17 protein-coding genes are annotated in these 18,575 nt (G+C 61.6%); 4 read left to right on the top strand and 13 right to left on the bottom strand.

Features of this window, described 5'->3' with window-relative positions:
• Window positions 1–72 precede the first annotated feature (72 nt).
• From ACIQLI_RS08540 to ACIQLI_RS08570, 7 genes are all read right to left on the bottom strand, one after another.
• Entirely contained in the window at window positions 73–1,107 is a 1,035-nt protein-coding gene (locus ACIQLI_RS08540; protein WP_400387149.1) for a Gfo/Idh/MocA family oxidoreductase, read from the bottom strand.
• Between the two features lie 24 nt (window positions 1,108–1,131).
• Complete coding sequence (locus ACIQLI_RS08545) at window positions 1,132–2,193, bottom strand: Gfo/Idh/MocA family protein (protein ID WP_400387152.1); 1,062 nt, start codon at window positions 2,191–2,193, stop codon at window positions 1,132–1,134.
• Window positions 2,190–3,188 (bottom strand): Gfo/Idh/MocA family oxidoreductase, encoded by a 999-nt coding sequence (locus tag ACIQLI_RS08550; protein WP_400387155.1) that lies wholly within the window; start codon window positions 3,186–3,188, stop codon window positions 2,190–2,192. Before ACIQLI_RS08550 ends, ACIQLI_RS08545 begins: the two co-directional genes overlap by 4 nt.
• A gap of 103 nt (window positions 3,189–3,291) precedes the next feature.
• Entirely contained in the window at window positions 3,292–4,218 is a 927-nt protein-coding gene (locus ACIQLI_RS08555) for an ATP-binding cassette domain-containing protein (protein ID WP_400387157.1), read from the bottom strand.
• 12 nt (window positions 4,219–4,230) lie between these two features.
• On the bottom strand, window positions 4,231–5,277 hold the full coding sequence (locus ACIQLI_RS08560) for an ABC transporter permease (RefSeq protein ID WP_354513376.1): 1,047 nt from the start codon (window positions 5,275–5,277) through the stop codon (window positions 4,231–4,233).
• 54 nt (window positions 5,278–5,331) lie between these two features.
• Entirely contained in the window at window positions 5,332–6,327 is a 996-nt protein-coding gene (locus ACIQLI_RS08565; protein ID WP_400387578.1) for a substrate-binding domain-containing protein, read from the bottom strand.
• A 140-nt stretch (window positions 6,328–6,467) separates the two neighbouring features.
• Window positions 6,468–7,487, bottom strand: coding sequence for a LacI family DNA-binding transcriptional regulator (locus ACIQLI_RS08570; protein ID WP_400387160.1), 1,020 nt, complete (start codon window positions 7,485–7,487; stop codon window positions 6,468–6,470).
• A 151-nt stretch (window positions 7,488–7,638) separates the two neighbouring features.
• Between ACIQLI_RS08570 and ACIQLI_RS08575 the strand changes: the two genes are divergently transcribed.
• The 4 genes from ACIQLI_RS08575 (at window position 7,639) to ACIQLI_RS08590 (ending at window position 10,671) form a co-directional block, all read left to right on the top strand.
• The gene (locus ACIQLI_RS08575; RefSeq protein WP_400387163.1) at window positions 7,639–8,826 is read left to right on the top strand and encodes a Gfo/Idh/MocA family protein; all 1,188 of its coding nucleotides are present in this window, start codon (window positions 7,639–7,641) and stop codon (window positions 8,824–8,826) included.
• Window positions 8,823–9,845, top strand: a complete 1,023-nt coding sequence (locus ACIQLI_RS08580) for a sugar phosphate isomerase/epimerase family protein (RefSeq protein ID WP_400387166.1) — start codon at window positions 8,823–8,825, stop codon at window positions 9,843–9,845. Before ACIQLI_RS08575 ends, ACIQLI_RS08580 begins: the two co-directional genes overlap by 4 nt.
• Window positions 9,846–9,944: 99 nt before the next feature.
• Window positions 9,945–10,235 (top strand): Gfo/Idh/MocA family oxidoreductase, encoded by a 291-nt coding sequence (locus ACIQLI_RS08585; RefSeq protein ID WP_400387169.1) that lies wholly within the window; start codon window positions 9,945–9,947, stop codon window positions 10,233–10,235.
• Window positions 10,210–10,671, top strand: coding sequence for a Gfo/Idh/MocA family oxidoreductase (locus ACIQLI_RS08590; protein WP_400387171.1), 462 nt, complete (start codon window positions 10,210–10,212; stop codon window positions 10,669–10,671). The genes ACIQLI_RS08585 and ACIQLI_RS08590 overlap by 26 nt, the downstream gene beginning before the upstream one ends.
• Before the next feature lie 25 nt (window positions 10,672–10,696).
• Here the strand turns inward: ACIQLI_RS08590 and ACIQLI_RS08595 are convergent, their stop codons facing one another.
• The 6 genes from ACIQLI_RS08595 to iolD are packed head-to-tail and all read right to left on the bottom strand — an operon-like array spanning window position 10,697 to window position 18,575.
• Entirely contained in the window at window positions 10,697–12,151 is a 1,455-nt protein-coding gene (locus tag ACIQLI_RS08595) for a sugar porter family MFS transporter (RefSeq protein WP_400387174.1), read from the bottom strand.
• Between the two features lie 25 nt (window positions 12,152–12,176).
• Window positions 12,177–13,049: a sugar phosphate isomerase/epimerase family protein gene (locus ACIQLI_RS08600; protein ID WP_400387177.1), complete on the bottom strand. Its 873-nt coding sequence runs from the start codon at window positions 13,047–13,049 to the stop codon at window positions 12,177–12,179.
• Window positions 13,050–13,059: 10 nt separating this feature from the next.
• On the bottom strand, window positions 13,060–14,073 hold the full coding sequence (locus ACIQLI_RS08605) for a Gfo/Idh/MocA family protein (protein WP_400387179.1): 1,014 nt from the start codon (window positions 14,071–14,073) through the stop codon (window positions 13,060–13,062).
• A 48-nt stretch (window positions 14,074–14,121) separates the two neighbouring features.
• Entirely contained in the window at window positions 14,122–15,039 is a 918-nt protein-coding gene (locus tag ACIQLI_RS08610; RefSeq protein WP_400387181.1) for a sugar phosphate isomerase/epimerase family protein, read from the bottom strand.
• A gap of 36 nt (window positions 15,040–15,075) precedes the next feature.
• Window positions 15,076–16,587 (bottom strand): CoA-acylating methylmalonate-semialdehyde dehydrogenase, encoded by a 1,512-nt coding sequence (locus ACIQLI_RS08615; protein ID WP_400387184.1) that lies wholly within the window; start codon window positions 16,585–16,587, stop codon window positions 15,076–15,078.
• 41 nt (window positions 16,588–16,628) lie between these two features.
• Window positions 16,629–18,575 carry a 3D-(3,5/4)-trihydroxycyclohexane-1,2-dione acylhydrolase (decyclizing) gene (gene iolD / locus ACIQLI_RS08620; RefSeq protein ID WP_400387187.1) on the bottom strand — a complete coding sequence of 649 codons (1,947 nt, stop codon included), beginning with the start codon at window positions 18,573–18,575 and terminating at the stop codon, window positions 16,629–16,631.

Here is an 18,575-nt window from a genome sequence, read left to right on the forward strand (position 1 = left end):
GCGGCCTTTCGCTGCAAAAGAAGAAAGCCTCCTCCTGAATCCGTTGGATCCTGGAGGAGGCTTTTTTGTTCGTCAGAACGTGACTGTCAAAGCCACCTTGACCGGTGCTCCGGTGACCAGCGATTCCTGGGCCGCGTCTGCCACCCGGGATGCTGCCACGGCATCTTCCGGCGTGCATGGGTTCTCCCGCTCGCCCAGAATCAGCTCAACGAATGCCGCCATTTCGGAGCGGTATGCCGCCTCGAAACGCTCGGCAAAGGTCTGGTGTGGAGTCCCTGCCGGGAAGGTGACACCCGGTTCAGCCGAAACCATCGCGGTCTTAGCGTCCAGGCCCACCATGACTGAATTGTTGGAACCCTGGATTTCCAGGCGTACGTCGTGGCCAGCCCCGTTATAGCGGCTTGCCGAGACCGTACCCATGGTGCCGTCGTCGAAAGTGACAACGGCCAGTGCCGTGTCCACATCGCCCACATCACCAATGGCGGGATCACCGTTGTTGGATCCCTTGGCATACACCTCAACAATTTCCCGCCCTGTCAGCCAGCGGAGGATGTCGAAATCGTGCACCGAGCAGTCGCGGAACAGACCGCCGGATGACGCCAGGAACTCCACGGGCGGCGGCGTCATATCGCAGGTAACGGCCCGCAACGAATGGATCCACCCCAGTTCGCCGGACTGGTAGGCACGTTGCGCTTCAAGGTAGCCCGCGTCGAACCGGCGTTGATGACCCATCTGCACCACGCCGTTGTTGTCCCTGACGTAGTCCAGCACCGGAAGCGCGTCTGCGACGTTCATTGCCACCGGCTTTTCGCAAAAGACCGGAATGCCGGCGTCCACGCCCGCCCGTATGAGCTCAGGGTGTGTCCCCGTTCCAGTGGCGATGACCAGGCCGTCCACTCCGGAGCCGATGAGGTCCGCGACCGTCGGCACAAATTCAGCGCCGAGGTCCTCCGCGACCGTCCGCGCGTGGTCAGCGGCAACGTCAGTGAGGCGAAGCCGCACCTTGACGCCCTTACCACTGAGGCCCGCGTTCAAGGCAGTGATGTTGTTCGCGTGCATGACGCCTATGCGTCCCACGCCGACCAGGCCGAGGATGATGTCTTTCATGATGTTCCTTCCGGGAAAGTACTGCTACAGGATCGGGGTGGGCTGAACCAGCTTGCCGGTTTCGCCAGGGAACACGATCCCCAGCTGGCGGCGGATCTCGTCGGCGACTTCAAGTGTGCTGATGGAATCCGCGAGCATTCTTTGGCCCGCTTGCAGGCCACCTTCGGCAATGGTGCGGGCCACGGCTGCTGCCTCGTAGTGCAGGCCTTCGAAATGTCCGGCTGCTGCTTCGTCGTATCGAAGTCGGGTCCCCTCAGGGAATCTGACTTCGAACGCTCCCGGCATGTTGAAGGGGCCTTCGATCACCAGAGTGGCCTTTGTACCCACAATGGTGGCTGCCGTGGGCGTGAAATTGTGCAGGTGGGTGTTCACGGTTGCCTGGGCACCGCCGTCGAACGTCATGATGGCTGAGACTTGGGCGTTGGCCCCGCTCTCGTGGGGCTGCCCGAGTGCATGCAGCCGGAGTGGACTGCCCAACACCTGCGTGACCAGTGCCAGCGGGTATGTGCCGAGGTCAAGAAGCGGGCCCCCGGCCAGTTCGGGGTTGAAGATGCGGTGGGAGGGATCGAAGTGCTCACCATACTCAGCTACAACAGTGGTGATGGTTCCCAGCGTTCCAGCCTCCAGGAGTTGCCTGATTACATCGAATTTCGGCAGGAAAAAGGTCCACATGGCTTCAGCGGCGAATACTCCCGCCGTTTCTGCCCGTGAAGCAATGTCACGTGCCTGATGGGAGTTGAGCCCAAGCGGCTTCTCGATCAGAACATGCTTGCCGGCATCGATCGCCACCACCGCTGAAGCGTGATGCGCGGTGTGGGGAGTGCAGACATAAACGATGTCCACGTCCGAAGCGGCTGCGAGTTCCTCATAGCTGCCATAGGCGGCCGGTACGTTGAATGTCTCCGCAAAGGCTTTTGACCGGCTCAGCGAACGGGATCCGACGGCGGTTATCACCTGCCCGGTATGCGCCTGGACAGATTCCGTGAACCGTTCGGCGATCCACCCCGGCCCCATGATGCCCCAGCGAAGGGTCGGGGCATCCCGGGATTCCGGAACGCGGGACGGTGGGAGCAAAGCAGGCGTCATGAGTAGCTGACGTTTGTCGAGGCGCCGTTGCTGTGCAGTGACTGAATCATTGCCTGCGCAACGAGGGCTGCGTTGAGCCCTTCCTGTGCGCCAGCCAGTGGCGGCTTCTCTCCGTTGGAAAGTGCGGAGATCCAGGCCTGCAACTGGATCCGGTACGCGTCGGCGAAACGGGGGCGCCAGTCAGGCGGGATGACCCGCTGCTTTGTTCCGTCCTGTTCGATGCCGAGCAGGGAAATGTCCTGCAACGCCGTGGTTCCCAGCTCGGAGACCACTTCGCAGCGGGTGGTGTAGCCATACCGGGCATTGAGATACAGCTCCAGCGTGGTGAGTGTTCCGTCTGCGGTTCGAAGTGTCATGAACGACGGATCGTGCAGCCCGTCTCCTGCATTTCGGGTGCTTTTACCTGCCTGCCACGACACTTCCGTGATAGGCGAGTCCAAAAGCCAGGGAATGATGTCCAACTCATGAATGGCCGAATTGGTAATGGCGGATTCCGAGGTGGTTCCGGGTGCTGCGGCGGCATTGCGACTGATGCAATGAACCATCAGGGGCTCCCCCTGCGACCTCTCCTGCACGGTTTTCCGGAGTGCAACGTAGCCCGGGTCAAACCGCCTCATGAAGCCAAGGGAAAGAAGCGAGCTTCCCGTTGCCGCAACCATGTCGGCGTCGGCAGCCACCACTTCCAGGCTTTCCAAAAGCGTCGGTGCCAGCGGCTTCTCGCACAGCACCGGAGTCATCGCCTCGAAGCATTCCAAAACCAAACCGGCGTGCGTGGAATCGTGGGAGGCAACCACCACAGCGTCCACCACACTGGAATGGATCAGTTCTGATGGGTCCGTAGTGACGCGCGCGGAAGCCGGCGCCGCCGCAGTGGCGCGTTCGGCGTCGAGATCTGCCACAAAAGTGACTTCGGCTCCGCCGATGGTGGTGGCAAGGTTCCTGATATGGTCTGCGCCCATGATTCCGGCGCCAATGACGCCTACCCGGATCGGCATGGTGTTCCCTTCTGATGTATGACGTGAGACCCGTCTGGATGGAGTGCACAGCGACGCGGGGTGCTCCGGAACAAGCTCCGGAACACCCCGCCTCCTTTTCGCGTCAGGCGTGTTTCGGGCCGCCGGCGTTCACAGTGTCGTCGACGTCGGCTACCTCGGCCTTGACCGCTTCGACAACATCGCCATGGCCCCCCAACTGCTCCAGTTCGTGGGCGAGTTCGGCAAGCTCTGCTCCGCCGGCCATCTGAGCCGTCAGCTCGTCCAGGGTGATGTCCTTCTTGTCGTAGTAGCCAATGGACTTGCCGCGTTTGAGCAGCAGGAACCGATCACCCACTGGGAAGGCGTGGTGCGGGTTGTGGGTGATGAAGATGACGCCCAGGCCGCGATCGCGGGCCTGCAGGATGTAGCGCAGCACCACACCTGACTGCTTGACGCCCAACGCCGCCGTGGGTTCGTCCAGAATGAGGACTTTGGCGCCAAAGTACACGGCACGGGCAATCGCGACACACTGGCGTTCACCGCCGGAAAGCTGCCCAATGGGCTGCTCCACATCCCGCAGATCAATGCCCATCTCGGCCAGTTCCTTGAGCGTGATGGTCTTCATCTGTTCAACATCCATGCTCTTGAACGGTCCGAAGCCCTTGGTTAGCTCCGAGCCGAGGAAGAAGTTCCGCCAGATCGGCATCAACGGAACCACTGCAAGGTCTTGGTACACAGTGGCGATACCCGCATCCAAGGCATCACGGGGGGAACCGAACTTTCGCTCCTCCCCCATGATGTTGAGCAGGCCTTCATCGTGCTGGTGGAGGCCTGCGATGATCTTGATCAGCGTTGACTTGCCCGCGCCGTTGTCGCCCAGCACACAGGTCACACGGCCGTTGTCCACGGCCATGGTGACGTCACTCAGCGCGATGATGTTGCCGTAGTGTTTGCCCACTCCCTCAAGGGAGAGAAGGTGCACGGGTGTATGGGTCAGGGGGTCGCTTTCGTTCTTAAGCAGAGTTTCCTGGTCGATCGCTTTAGCATTCATTTCCTTGGCCCCTTACTTGAGTTCCGCGCGGCGCTTGACGATGAGGTTGACGATGGTGGCGAGCAACAGCATCAAGCCCAGGAAGAACTTGAACCAGTCAGGGTTCCACTGTGCGTACACAATTCCCTTGTTGGCCATGCCGAAGATAAACGCGCCGATAGCACCGCCCACCGCTGAACCGTAACCGCCGGTCAGAAGGCAGCCACCGATGACTGCAGCGATGATGTAGAGAAACTCATTGCCCACGCCTTCGCCGGACTGCACCGTGTCGAAAGCGAAGAGGTTGTGCATGCCCAGGATCCAACCGCAGAAGCCAACGCCCATGAACAGCCCAATTTTGGTGGCCTTGACCGGAACACCAACCGCCCGGGCGGCATTCGCATCGCCTCCAACTGCGAAGATCCAGTTCCCTACCCGGGTCCGCATGAGCACCCAGGTGGCAACCGCTACGAGGGCGATCCAGATGAACACTGTGATCTTGACGTCGATGCCCGCGATGTTCACCGACGAGGCGAAGACCCCACGTGCGGTGTCGAAACCGTCCATGTTCGAGATGGACGGTGAGGAGACGGAGCCACCGATCAACCGGGTCAAACCCAGGTTCAGGCCGGTCAGCATCAGGAACGTAGCGAGGGTCACGATAAAACTGGGGAGCTTGGTCTTCATGAGGATCCACCCGTTGATGAATCCGATGGCCAGTGACACCACCAAGGCCAGGATCACACCAACCCAGACATTAGTGCTGAAGTACCAGCTGAACATCGATGCAGTCAGGGCCGAAGAGATCACCGCGACACCTGTGGAGAGGTCAAACTCTCCACCGATCATCAGAAGTGAGACTCCAACCGCCATGATTCCGATGGTTGAGCTTCCGTACAGCACGGTGGCCAGGGCGTTGGGCTGGGTGAACGTCGGGGAGACCAAAGCAAAGAAGATAAAAAGTACGATGGCGCCGACGAGGGCACCAACTTCGGGCCGCCCGAGCATCTTTTGCAGTGGGCTGCGGCGGGCGACCCGCTCATCAAGGGCGGGAGGCGTGAGCTTTTGAGTGATGGTCATGATAATTCTCCTTGTTGCCGGGTCGGCCATAGGGCCGGCCCGGCCAACTGGCTGTTAGCGGATACCCTGTTCAGCGAACTTCAAGACGTCGGCAGCATTGGACTGGTCAACGATGGCCGGCCCGGTGAGCACTGACTGCCCGCCGCCGACCTTGAAGCCGCCGCGCTTGTTCTGCCACAGAGCATCCACGGCACCGTAGCCCTGGAGCCACGGCTGCTGGTCCACAGTGAACAGGACACTGCCATCGGCAACCTTTTGGGCGAGTTCCTTATTGAGATCGAAGCTCGCCACCTTTGCCGAACTCCCGGCCGTGCTGACTGATTTCAACAGCGTCAGGGTGATGGGGGCCCCGAGGCCGATGATGACGTCGGCATCCTTGGAGGCCTGCAGTTTTGCCGTGGCCGTAGACTCCACCGATGTCATGTCAGCTCCATTGACGTAGAGGATCTCCGTCCCTGGGACTTTTGCTTTAACACCTGCACACCGGGCTTCAAGTCCTACGTGCCCTTGCGCCTGGATCACGCATACCGGGTGCTTGTATCCGCCATCTGCCAGGCGGGTACCCACTGCCTCGCCGGCGAGCTTTTCATTTGAACCGAAGTGCGTAAACGCTCCAAGCTGCGCGGAGGCGGCCTCGCCGGCATTGAAGCTGACGATCGGAATGCCGGCGTCCGTTGCCTTCTTCAAGGCATCTTTCAGTGCATCCGGGGTGGCAAGCGTGACGGCGATGCCGTCCACCTTTTGATCCACTGCCTGCTCAATGAGTTGCGCCTGCCGGCCGGCCTCCGGATCGGAGGTGTACAGGAGCTCCACATTGTCCTTCGCTGCGGCTTCTTCGGCGCCCTTCCGTACGGTGTCCCAGAAAGTGTCACCCGCGGGTGCGTGGGCAATCAACGCAATCTTCATCCGCTCCGTGGTGGCCACCTGGCCTCCCCCACCGACGGAGCCAGCCTCGGGAGCCCTCCCGCCGCTACTCGAACAAGCACTTAGAGCCACCATCGGCACAACTGCCGCAACGAGTGCTGCTTTGCGCCACGAAAAACCAGTCACCATAATCTCCTTTGATCCCAGGCCCGGGCCGCCACCTTGCAGCCTCCGGAGCACCGTCTACGTTTGATCATCGTGACTTGGCTCACGAATGTCAATAGTTTGTCCTGACATTAGTATGTTTGTACTTTAGGGACCTGACCTCAATGCCTGACTGCCGGTCCAGCGGTTGTTCCCCGGACAACCAAAGCGGGATCGATCAACTTTCTGTGGGTTTCCACGGCGTTGCCCGTAATTCGATGCAGCAGCGCCCGCGCCACCTCCATGCCCACCAAGTCACTGCGGTTATCCACGGACGTCAGCTCCAACAAGCGCGACTTTGCCAAGGATGAATTGTCGTAACCGACCAATGAAATATCCTCCGGTACCGCCAGGCCACGGGCCTTAATGGCACCGAGGGCGCCCAGCGCCATGGTGTCGTTGGCAGCGAAAATCGCCGTAATGCCGGGATGATGGTCCAAAAGCCAGCACGCGGAGGCGTAGCCGTCCTCTTCCGAGGTACCTCCCTCCTCCCCGACAACCACCAGATCCATGCCGGCCTGCCGTGCACGCCCCTGAAAACCCGCCCTTCTGTGCGCAGCTGCGCCACCTGATCCAGAAAGGTGGCCGACACTACGGTGCCCGAGGTGCATAAGGTGGTCCGCGGCCATGGCGCCGCCCCCGTCGTCGTCGTTCGTTATCAGGCTTACCTCCGCCGGCACGCCATGACGCCACCCGGCCACGACCGTAGGAACTACGGTGCCGCCCAGCACGGCTGCCCCGGGTTCCGCCGCAATGACCAACCCATCAACGTGCATCGCAAGCAAGCCATCGGCAGCTTCCTTGATGCGGTTTTCACCCGGACGCGAGTCCGCGAGCATGACCTGGAAGCCCGGCTCCGTCAGGACGGATTCCATACCGCGCAGCAGGTCAACGAACCAGAGGTTGCGGTAGTCGTCAATGACGAGCCCGATACTTTTGGTCCGGTTGCTCGCTAGCGTGGTCGCCGCCCGACTGGGGCGGTATCCCAGCTCCGCAATGGCGTTCCGGACCGACTCGCGGCGCTTCTCACTGACCCGCTCAGGATTCTGCAGTACCAGCGAAACCAACGACGGCGAGACGCCGGCCGACTTTGCGACATCGTAAATAGTTGGTCGTCGAACCTGGGGATTGCGTGGATTCATGAGGCATGCCCCCCAAGGCCGTGGACGTCGAACAAACAATGATTGACAGGACATATAGACATAGCTACGCTCAAAGTCAGCATACAAAATTGTAGCGCTACAAAACGCCGTTGAGCCTCCTCGCCGCGGCTGAAATTTCAAAGGAGAAATCATGGCTGACAGCCTTGGTGTCGCAGTTATCGGCGCAGGTATGGCCGGTAAGGCCCACGCGGCGGCCTACCGGACAGCATCTACCCTCTACAGCCCGGTGCTGCCGCAGATCCGATTGGTTTCCATTGGTGACGTCAACGCCGAATTTGGCTCACTCGCTGCCCGCCGCTTTGGCTACGAGCGGCACGACACCTCGTGGGAGGCTATCGCCGAAGCAGACGATATTGACGTAGTCAGCGTTGTCATTGCCAACTCGCTCCACCGTGAAGTAGTTGAAGGCCTCCTGGCCGCCGGCAAGCATGTGTTGTGCGAGAAGCCCCTCAGCGATTCCTTGGAGGATGCACGCGCCATGGCTACAGCTGCGCGGGCAGCCGAAGGCCGCGGAAACCTGGCCCGAATCGGCTTCACCTTTCGCCGCACCCCGGGCATTGCCTACATCCGGGACCTCATTCAGAACGGCGTTCTTGGCAACGTCCTGCACTTCAGCGGCCGGTACTGGACCGACTACGGGTTCAGCCCCTCCGCCCCCATGAGCTGGCGCTACAAGGGCGGCCCCGGCTCCGGCGCGCTGGCCGACGTCGGAAGCCACCTGACCTACGTATCAGAATTCCTGTGCGGCGACATCACATCCATCAGCGGGGGCCGACTGACCACCGTGATCGACAAGCGGCCCTTACCGCTGAGCGCCGTCATGGGTCACGACCACGTGGCCGTCAGCGACACCTTCGAGGCCGTGGAAAACGACGACTACGCAGCCTTCAACGCAGAGTTCGCCAGCGGCGCCGGTAGCTTCGAAGTCTCCCGCGTCGCCGCGGGCCATGCCAACAGCCTCCAGTTTGAGGTGTTCTGCGCAAACGGCGCAGCAAAGTTCGACCAGCGCCGCCCCAGCGAAATCCAGCTGTTCCTCAACGACGGGTCCGGCAACGAGAATGGCTACCGCCAGGTCATCCTTGGCCCAGGCCACCCGTACATCACGGGCGGACTGGCCATGGACGCTCCGGAGGTCGGCTTCGGTCAAAACGACGCGTTCGGGTACCAGGCCCGCGCGTTCCTCGAAGAAGTGGCAGGGCTCAGCGGCGAAGAATCCCTGCCCCGCTGCGCCACGTTCGACGACGGCGTACGCAACATGGAACTCCTGGGCGCCGTCACCGAATCCGCCCTGAACAACGGAAAGAAGATCCAGCTATGAAGCTCGGCGTCTACAACGCGATTCTCCACGACCGTCCGCTGCCGGAAGCTTTGAAAGTCATTGCGGATCTGGGACTCACGGGAATTGAGATCAACACCGGCGGCTTCCTGCCCGCCGTGCATGTCCCAACTTTTGACGAGATCCTCCAGAGTGACGCAGCCCGCGATGATTACCTCGGAATTTTCGAGGGAACCGGCGTTTCCATTGCAGGGTTGAATTGCAACGGCAACCCGCTGCACCCCAAGCGGGAAATCGGTGACAAGCATGCCGAAGACATCCGCCGCTCCATCCGGTTGGCCCATCGTCTGGGACAGAACCGCGTGGTGACCATGTCAGGTCTGCCCGGTGGCGAGCCCGGAGCCACTACGGTCAATTGGGTGGTCAATGCTTGGAATTCCGCGGCACTGGACGTGCTGGACCATCAGTGGGGCGTAGCCGCGGAATTCTGGAAGGAAACCGACCGCCTTGCTGCGGACCATGGGGTGAAGGTGGCGTTGGAGCTGCACCCGCAGAACATCGTCTTCAACACCGCGGACGTCTACAAACTGATCGAGCTCACGGGCGCCACGCACGTCGGGGTTGAGCTGGACGCTTCCCACCTGTTCTGGCAGCAGATGGACCCTGTCGCTGTAGTCCGCGAACTGGGCCCGTTGGTGTTCCAGGCAGCCGCCAAGGATGTCCGCGTCAACACGGAGAATGCTGCACTGTACGGCGTACTTGACAACAGCTTCCGCCGGCTTTCCGCAGACGAGAACCGCACCAACCTCGGCGGGGACGAATGGGCCAACGAATGGCCGAAGAACTCCGCCTGGGACTTCGTGGCCCTGGGCCGGGGACACGACACCGGGTTCTGGACAGAGTTCCTCCGTGCACTGCATGAGGTGGACCCGGAGATGATGGTCAACATCGAGCATGAAGACGTCTCCCTCGGCCGGATCCAAGGATTGCAGGTGGCAGCCCAGGTCCTGCTGGACGCAGATTCGGCTCTGTCAGCATCCTTGAAGCCAGCCCAAACCTAAACAACATTGAACTGTCGGGCATGACATCCCGACTCCGAGGGGACGGCGCCAACGCGCCGTCCCCCTCTTTTTACCCACAACATCATCAGGAGGAAAGATATGCGCATTGGCATCGTCGGATACGGAGCAGGTGGGCAGTACTTCCACGCACCGTTCATTGAAGCGGCCGAAGGCATCGAGCTGGTGGGGGTTGTAGCCCGTTCGGAGGCAACCAAGTCATCGTTCGAGTCCGACTTTCCGGGGCCGCCCACCTACGCGAGCCTGAGTGGGCTCATCGCCTCCGGCGTTGATGCCGTCACCATCACCACCCCACCGCACACCCGCTATGACCTGGTGATGGAAGCCATTCGTTCGGGCGAGCCACGTGCACGCGACCCTCGATTGGACTGACCGGTTCGGGGAGCGAACGGACTGCGGCTTCTTTGTCACCATGACCCATGCCTCGGGGGCAATCTCCAGCGTGTCCGCCAGTAAGCTGAACCACTCCACCACCCGTGAACTACGCGCCTACGGCAGCGAGGGCAGCTACATCGCCTCGGGATCCGATGTTCAAGCGGAAGCCTTGATGCAGGGGCTCAGGCCGGCAACTGATCCCGGATCGTGGGGCATCGACGCACAGGAGAATTGGGGAACACTGGCCCGGAGGGGCCGGCGAGAGCTTGTCCCGTCCGCGCAGGGAAACTACGCCGGCTTCGACACAGAGTTCGCAGGGGCAATCCGTGGCGAAGGCCCCCAACCAGTTCCGGCCTCAGAAGGGATCCAGACCCTCGAAGTCCTGGACGCGGCCCGCCGCAGCGCGCTGGAGAATGGTGTGATTGCACTCTGAAGAGGCCCTGCTCCAATATTGCCAGTCAGCCGGTAACTCCGGCCTTCTCCTTGAAAAGGTGCTCAAGTTCCTCAAGGGACTTGCCCTTGGTCTCCGGAACAGTGCGCTTGACCCACACAATGGCACATAACTGCAGCGCCACGAAAATAAAGAATGTCGCGGAGACTCCCATCAGCGAGACCAACTGCGGGAAGAAGAAGCCGATCAGGAAGTTGATCATCCACAACACAAAAACGCAGATACCCATGCCGATGCCACGGACGTGCATGGGGAAGATCTCGGACATGGTCAGCCACGTCACGGTTCCAATGCATCCCTGCATGGAGGCAAGGAACGTCACCATGAACAGCAGCACCAGGTAGCCACGCAACGTACTTTCCGGCAAGGCAAGGGAAATGAGCGCAATGGCCGTCAGTGATGACGCCGTCCCGATCAACCCCGCAATGAGCATGGGTTTCCGGCGCACCCGCGTCATCAAATACATGCCCGCGATGACGGCCGCCACGGACGTCATGCCGTTGAGGACGTTGGCAATCAGGGCACCTTGGTCCCCAAATCCGGATGAGGACAAGATGGTTGTCCCGTAGTACATGATGGCATTGACGCCGCTGATCTGGTTGATGATGGCCATGCCAAGACCGACCACGAAGATCCTGCGTATCCAAGGCACGGCGAGATCCTTGAACGTGCCGAGTTTGGACTGATAGTCCTCCCTGGCCGCCTGGCGCACTTCGTCGAACTCTGCCCCGACATCCCCTGCACTCCGTGTCGCGCGCAGCACTTCCAGGACTTCGCCGAATCGACCGGCTGACGCCAGCCACCGTGGGCTCTCCGGCAGGACGAGCATGCCGAACCACAGAATCACGGCAGGAAGCGTGGCGAGTACCAGCATCCAGCGCCACACGTGCATCTCTTCCGGGAACAGGTTTCCCAGCACCGCATTGGAGGTAAAGGCCAGGAACTGGCCGGTGACGATCATGAGCTCGTTCTGCGTAACGATCCTGCCGCGCTGGGCAGCCGGCGACATCTCCGCCAGATAGACGGGAACGATGACCGAGGCACCGCCGACGGCGAGACCCAGGACTGTACGGGCAAGGACCAGGAGCTCCGTGCTTGGCGCCAGGGAGCAACCCACGGTGGCAAAGGCGAAGATCAGGGCCAGGCCCATGATCGTCTTGCGCCGTCCAAACCGGTCAGACAACCGTCCCGCGCTGATCGCGCCGAATGCTGCGCCGAAAAGCAGCGTTGAGGTGACAAGACCCTCGGTCAGCGGAGTCAGGCCGAGGTCCTTCTGCATGAACGGCAATGCACCATTGATCACGCCGGTGTCATAGCCGAACAGCAGTCCGCCGAACGTGGAGAACAGCGCTACCTTGCGGAGAAATTTCTTTGGATCAGTCGGCTTGCCGGTCTTCCCGGAAGTGGAGGGTGGGACAGCTGGCCGACCAGTTTCGGTCTCGATGGAAGAAGACTTGGTCATGGTTTCCTTTTCCCGCTACCGCCCCTTAGTTTGTCCGGGCAACATAGTCCACCATTGTCTTGAGCTGGTAGATGGAGACGTCCTCCGCATTCTCATCCTCAGCGAAGACCGACGAGACCATCACGGTGTTCGCCTTATCCAGGAATCCGATCTCCTTCAGACCGCCAAAGAACTCGTCCCAGTTCACGTCGCCGTCGCCGATCTTCAGGTGCTGGTGGACGCGGACAGCATTGCCGGGCGGGTTGGTGATGTAGCGCAGGCCGTGGGAGGCGTGGTGGTTCATGGTGTCTGAGACGTGCACCAAACGGAGCTTGTCCCCTGCTGCCCGCATAATCTCCAATGGTTTGTTTCCCATGTGGAAACTGTGCGATGCAACGTAAACCATCCCGATGTTCGGCGAGTTGACGCCCCGTATGACGCGCAGGGCTGCCAGTCCGTCTTCCACGAAGTCATCAGGGTGCGGATCTATCAGCACGTCCATGTCCTCGCGTTCAATGATCGGCAACAGCTCTTCCATGGAGCGGTAGAACGCGCGCTCGGATTCCTCGGCCTTCTCCGGACGCCCGCTGAACTCGGTGTTCATGGTCTGGACGCCGAGGTCAACCGCGATCTGGATGGCACGCTTCCAGTAGCGAACGGCTGCCTCCCGGGCATCCTCGTCCGGTCCTGACCAGCGAAGAACGGGCAGGACGGAGGCGATTTCGACACCGGCGTCCTTACACGCTGCTTTCAGCTTGGTCACCAGTTCGTCATCCGCCTTGGGGTGGTTGTAGAACGGGATGAGGTCCGCATGCGGTGTCATCTGCAGGTACTTGTAGCCAAGGTCTGCAGCCACCCGGGGGAACTCCAGCAGGCTGTGGCTGTGGTGGAACGGCGTGGGATCAAGTGCGATCTTCATGGCCCATCCCCTACTTGTAAAGATCCGGTTTGGTGTTCAACTGGACCTTTACCTTTTCGCCGGACTTCTGGGCTTCGACGCCTGCCTCGCAGCAGGCAGCGGTGGCATAACCGTCCCAGGCGGTTGGACCGCCGATCCCGCCGCGAAGGGCGGCGTCCACCCAAGCCTGCACCTCGACGTCGTACGCTGCCCCAAAACGGTCCTCGAAGCCGGGCGTGACGTTACCGCCCCACTTGCCCGCACTTTGAACATAGGGGCCGTTGTCGCCACCGATGCTGACGATCCCGTCTTCGAAGGAGGCCTGCGTGGCCACCTGGTAGCCGAACTTTGCGTTGACGTAAATTTCGACGTCGGCCAGCACACCTGACTGGGTCTCCAGCAACACATGCTGCGGGTCATGCTGGCCGTTCGGCGCGCTTCGCGTCGGCTTGCCCAAGCGGACCTGGACGGAGGTGATCTCTTCGCCGGTGAAGTAGCGGATCGCGTCGAACTCATGGACCACAGAGTCGTTGATCAGCATCTCGTTGGTGAAGCCCTCGGGCGTGCTCGGGTTGCGGTGCTGGTGGTGCAGCATCAACAGCTCCCCCAATTCGCTGTTGCGGATAATGGCACCCAATGCCGAGTACTCGGCATCGAAGCGGCGCATGAAGCCCACCTGGATGCGTTTGTGGCCCAAGGCCTGCTCAGCCTGGACAACCTTCCACGCACTTTCGGCATCCGGCGTCAGGGGCTTCTCACAGAGAATCGGGAAGTCTTTCTCCAGGGCCTTGTACAGAATTTCCTCGTGGAGGAAGCCGGGGGTCGCGATCAGGACGGCGTTCACGTCGCCGTTGTTCAGCGCCTCATCGGCGCTGGACAGCGCGACCGCGCCATTGATGCCCTCGACGGCGGCCTGCGCCCTGGCAAGGTCGACATCGACGACGGCGGCAACTTCAGCGCTGTGGATGCGGGTGCTGAGGCGCTTGATGTGGTCCGCACCCATGCGGCCCGCACCGATGACGGCAACGCGGAGAGTCTTGGTCACTGTATTTGTCCTTCGTGAAGTTCTTCTGGGTGGCTGTTGCTGGCGGTCTTACTGGACCCTGGTACGGGATCCGCAGGACAGCAGGTAATTGCGGGTTCGCTTGGCGATCGGCATGGGTACGTCGAAGGCTACCGGGTACATGTCCTGTTCCACGATGCCGAAGATCGGCCGGTTGAGCGCCTCGACGGCTTCGATGACGGCACGCAAATCGGGGAGGCCGTTCGGCGGCTCGGTCATGACACCGGCCAGGTTGGCGGCTGCCCAGGTCATGTTCTTTTCGTTGACCTCTGCGAGGACCTCAGGATTGATCTGCTTCAGATGCAGGTATCCAATGCGGTCCGGGTAGTTCTTGATGAGTTCCAGGCTGGACGCGCCGCAGTACTCCGCGTGCCCAGTGTCCAGGCAGAGGTTCAGGTACCGCGGATCCGTGGCTGCAAGAAGGGTCTCAATGTCCTGCTGGGCACCAACGTGGGAGTCGGCGTGGGAGTGGAACTGCTGGTGCAGCCCGAAGTCCTCCAAGAGGACCTTGCCCATGCGGTTGTGGCCTGCGAACAGGTCAGCCCACTGCTCGTCCGTGAGTTCGCCATTCTCCACAGCTTCGCCAGTGACGTCGTCGCGCCACATCGCGGGAATGACCACGATGTGTTCACCGCCCATGGCGGCTGTGAGTTCGGCAACCTTCCTGGCGGGCTCCCATGCTTCGTCATATTGCTTCGCGCCACGGTGGAACGCGGTGAAGACAGTTCCCGCGGTGACTTTGAGGTCGCGCTGCTTCAGTTCCTCAGCCAGCCGGGTGGGGTCATTGGGCAAGTAGCCATACGGCCCCAGTTCAATCCACTTGTAGCCGGACTCCGCTACTTCATCCAGGAATCGCTCCCATGGAGTCTGCTGGGGGTCATCTGCGAACCACACACCCCAGGAATCGGGGGCGGTACCGATGATCAGCTTGTTCTCGACATCAGTCATGACGGCGTTGTCTTCCTTTGCGGCGGTGGGAACGGATTAGTTGGAGGGGAAGTTGTACGAGGCGCCGGAGGCGTGGGTGGGTTCGGGCCAACGTGAGGTGATGACTTTGCCGCGGGTGTAGAAGGAGACGCCTTCGGGGCCGTAGATGTGCTTGTCGCCGAAGAGGGAATTCTTCCAGCCGCCGAAGGAGTGGTAGGCCACCGGGACGGGCAGGGGCACGTTGATTCCGACCATGCCCACGGTGACCGAGCGCTGGAACTTGCGGGCGTTCGCACCCGAGGAGGTGAAGATCGCGGTCCCGTTTCCGTAGGGGTTGGAGTTGATCAACGCGATGCCCTCTTCGAGGTCGGCGACGCGGACTACTACCAGGACCGGCCCGAAGATCTCCTCGGTGTAGGCGGTCATTTCCGTCCTCACGTGGTCGATCACCGTGGGGCCTACCCAGAAGCCGTCTTCGTGGCCGGGGACCACAAGGTCGCGGCCGTCAACCACCATGGCCGCGCCGGCGGTTTCGGCTTCGGTGACGATCTTGACGATCCGTTCCTTGGAGGCGGGGGTAATGACAGGACCCATTTCGGCGTCGGGTTCTGTGCCGTTCTTGACCTTCACGGCCAAGGCACGTTCTTCGACCTTCTTCACGATCAGGTCCGCAGCGTCACCCACAGCAACGGCAACAGAGATGGCCATGCAGCGCTCCCCCGCAGAGCCGAAAGCAGCAGCAGCGAGGTGGTCAGCTGCGTTGTCAAGGTCGGCATCGGGCATCACAATGGCGTGGTTCTTCGCCCCGCCCAAGGCTTGGACGCGCTTGCCGTGCTTGGTAGCGGTCTCGTGGACGTACTGGGCAATCGGGGTGGAGCCAACGAAGGAGATGCCGTCCACGTCCGGGTGGGTCAGCAGCCCGTCGACGGTTTCCTTGCCGCCGTGCAGGACCTGGAACACACCATCGGGCAGGCCCGCCTGCTTCCACAGCTTTGCCAGGAGCATCGGGGCGGATGGGTCGCGCTCGGAGGGCTTGAGGATGAAGGCGTTGCCCGTGGCGATGGCCATCGGCGCCATCCACAGCGGCACCATGACCGGGAAGTTGAACGGGGTAATACCTGCCACGACGCCCAAGGGCTCGCGGAAGGAGAAGACATCGATGCCGGTGGAGACCTGGTCCGAGTAGTCACCCTTGAGCAGTTGCGGGATTCCGCAGGCGAACTCGATGACTTCCAGGCCACGGCCGATCTCGCCCTTGGCATCCGAGAGGACCTTGCCGTGCTCGGCGGTGATCAGCTCGGCGAGATCGTCCACGTGTGCGGCGACGAGTTCGCGGAACTTGAACAACACCGCGGTGCGCTTGGCCAGGGAGATGTCACCCCACGACTCAGCGGCTTTCTTCGCCGCATCCACAGTGGTGTTCAGGTCTGCCTCGTTGGCCAGGCGAAGTTCAGCCGAAACCTGGCCGGTGGCCGGGTTGTACACGGGCTGGGTGCGGTCGCCTTCGCCGGTGGTTTCAGCGCCGTTGATGAAGTGGTGAATGGTGGTCAGTGTGGTCGTCGTCGACATGTGCGGACTTCCTTGGTATGTAGGGTCTGTGTGTCTAAGATTCAGCCGAGCAGTTTGCGCTGGCGGTTCTTATGGTCGGTGTACGTCTTGTAGGCCTGCTGGGTGGATTCGAGGTCAGAGACCTGCGAGACGGGAACGTCCCACCAGGACTCGGAGCTCGGGGCGTCCAGCAGAGGATCAGACTCGATGTGGATCACGATCGGGCCTGTTTCCGGAGCGGCTTTGGCTTCCTTGATGGCAGCGCCGAGGGCGTCGATGACGTGCTCCCCCGGTTCGATCCGGATGACTCTCGCGCCGAGGGATTCGGCGTTGGTGGCGAGGTCGATGGGAAGGTTCTCGCCGGCGTCGAAGCTGTGCTGTTCCTTGTCCAGGACCCGGTACTGCGTGCCGAAGCGCTGCGAGCCGAGGGATTCGGAGAGCGAACCGATGGAGGCGTAGCCGTGGTTCTGGATGAGGACCACGATCAGCTTGATGCGTTCGGCGACGGCGGTGACCAGTTCGGTGTGCATCATCAGGTAGGAGCCGTCCCCCACCATGACCACGACATCCCTGTCGACACCGCCAGCGGCCGCTTCAGCCAGTGCGGCGCGCTTGACGCCCAAACCGCCGGGAATTTCGTAGCCCATGCAGGAGTAGGCATATTCCACGTGATAACCGAAGGGGTCACGGACACGCCACATTTTGTGCAGATCACCCGGCAGCGAACCCGCGGCGCAGATGACAACATCCTGGTCATCCATCGCCTTGTTGGTGGCCCCAATGATCTCGTTCTGTGCCGGCAACGGCGTGTAACGGGTCTCAAACGCCTCGTCCACAATTCCGTTCCAGCGCTTCTTCTCTGCTGCGACCTTCTCTTCAAGGTCGACGCCAACGCGGTAACCGCCCAGGGCCTGGTTGAGCTTCACCAGCGCCTTGCGGGCATCAGCGACGATCGGCAGCGTGGTGCCGTGCTTGTACGCGTCGATCGCCGCGACGTTGATGTTGACGAACTTCACGTCCGGGTTCTGGAACGCCGTGCGGGACGCGGTGGTGAAGTCCTCGTAGCGCGTGCCGATCCCGATGATCAGGTCCGCTTCCGCAGCGATGGCGTTGGCCGCCGTCGTGCCCGTTGAACCGATCGCACCGAGCGAGTGCTTGTGGTCCCACGGCAGGACGCCGACGCCTGCTTGGGTGTTGGCTACCGGGATACCGGTCAGTTCAGCGAACCGGGCGAGTTCGTCGTTGGCGTATGCGTAGAGGACGCCGCCGCCGGCAATGATCAGGGGGCGCTTTGCGGCGCGAATGGCCTCGACGGCGCGGCGGATGTCCTCGTCCTCGGCCTCGGGTCGCCGGATCCGCCATTCACGTTCGGCCAGGAACTCTTCCGGGACATCCAAAGCCTCGGCCTGGACATCCTGCGGCAGCGAAATGGTCACCGCTCCGGTCTCGGCAGGGTCCGTCAGGACACGCAATCCATGGTGGAACGCGGAGAACAGCTGCTCCGGACGGGACACCCGGTCGAAGAACCTGGACAACGGTCGGAACGCATCATTGACCGTGATGTCATACGCGTACGGGAGTTCCAGCTGCTGGAGGACGGGGTCGGCTGCGCGGGTGGCAAACGTATCGCTCGGCAACAGCAGCACGGGAAGACGGTTGGTAGTGGCCAACGCTGCACCGGTCAGCAGGTTCGAGGAACCCGGACCGATGGAGGTGCTGATGGCAAACGTCTGGCGGCGGCGTGTGTGCCGGGCGTATCCAACGGCCTGATGTACCTGGGCCTGCTCATTGCGGCCCTGGTAGTACGGCATGATCGCAGGGTCCGCAGCCTGGTACTGCTTCAGCGCCTGACCCACACCGGCCACGTTTCCGTGCCCGAAGATACCGAACGTGCCCGGAATCAACCGCTCACGATACTCCATGCCATTGATGGAATCCACGGTGTATTGCTTGGAAAGGAACTCGACCACGGCCTGCGCCACGGTCATCCGACGGGTTGCTGTACCCAT

Source organism: Paenarthrobacter sp. NPDC091669, from assembly GCF_044756725.1.
GTDB lineage: Bacteria > Actinomycetota > Actinomycetes > Actinomycetales > Micrococcaceae > Arthrobacter > Arthrobacter bambusae_C.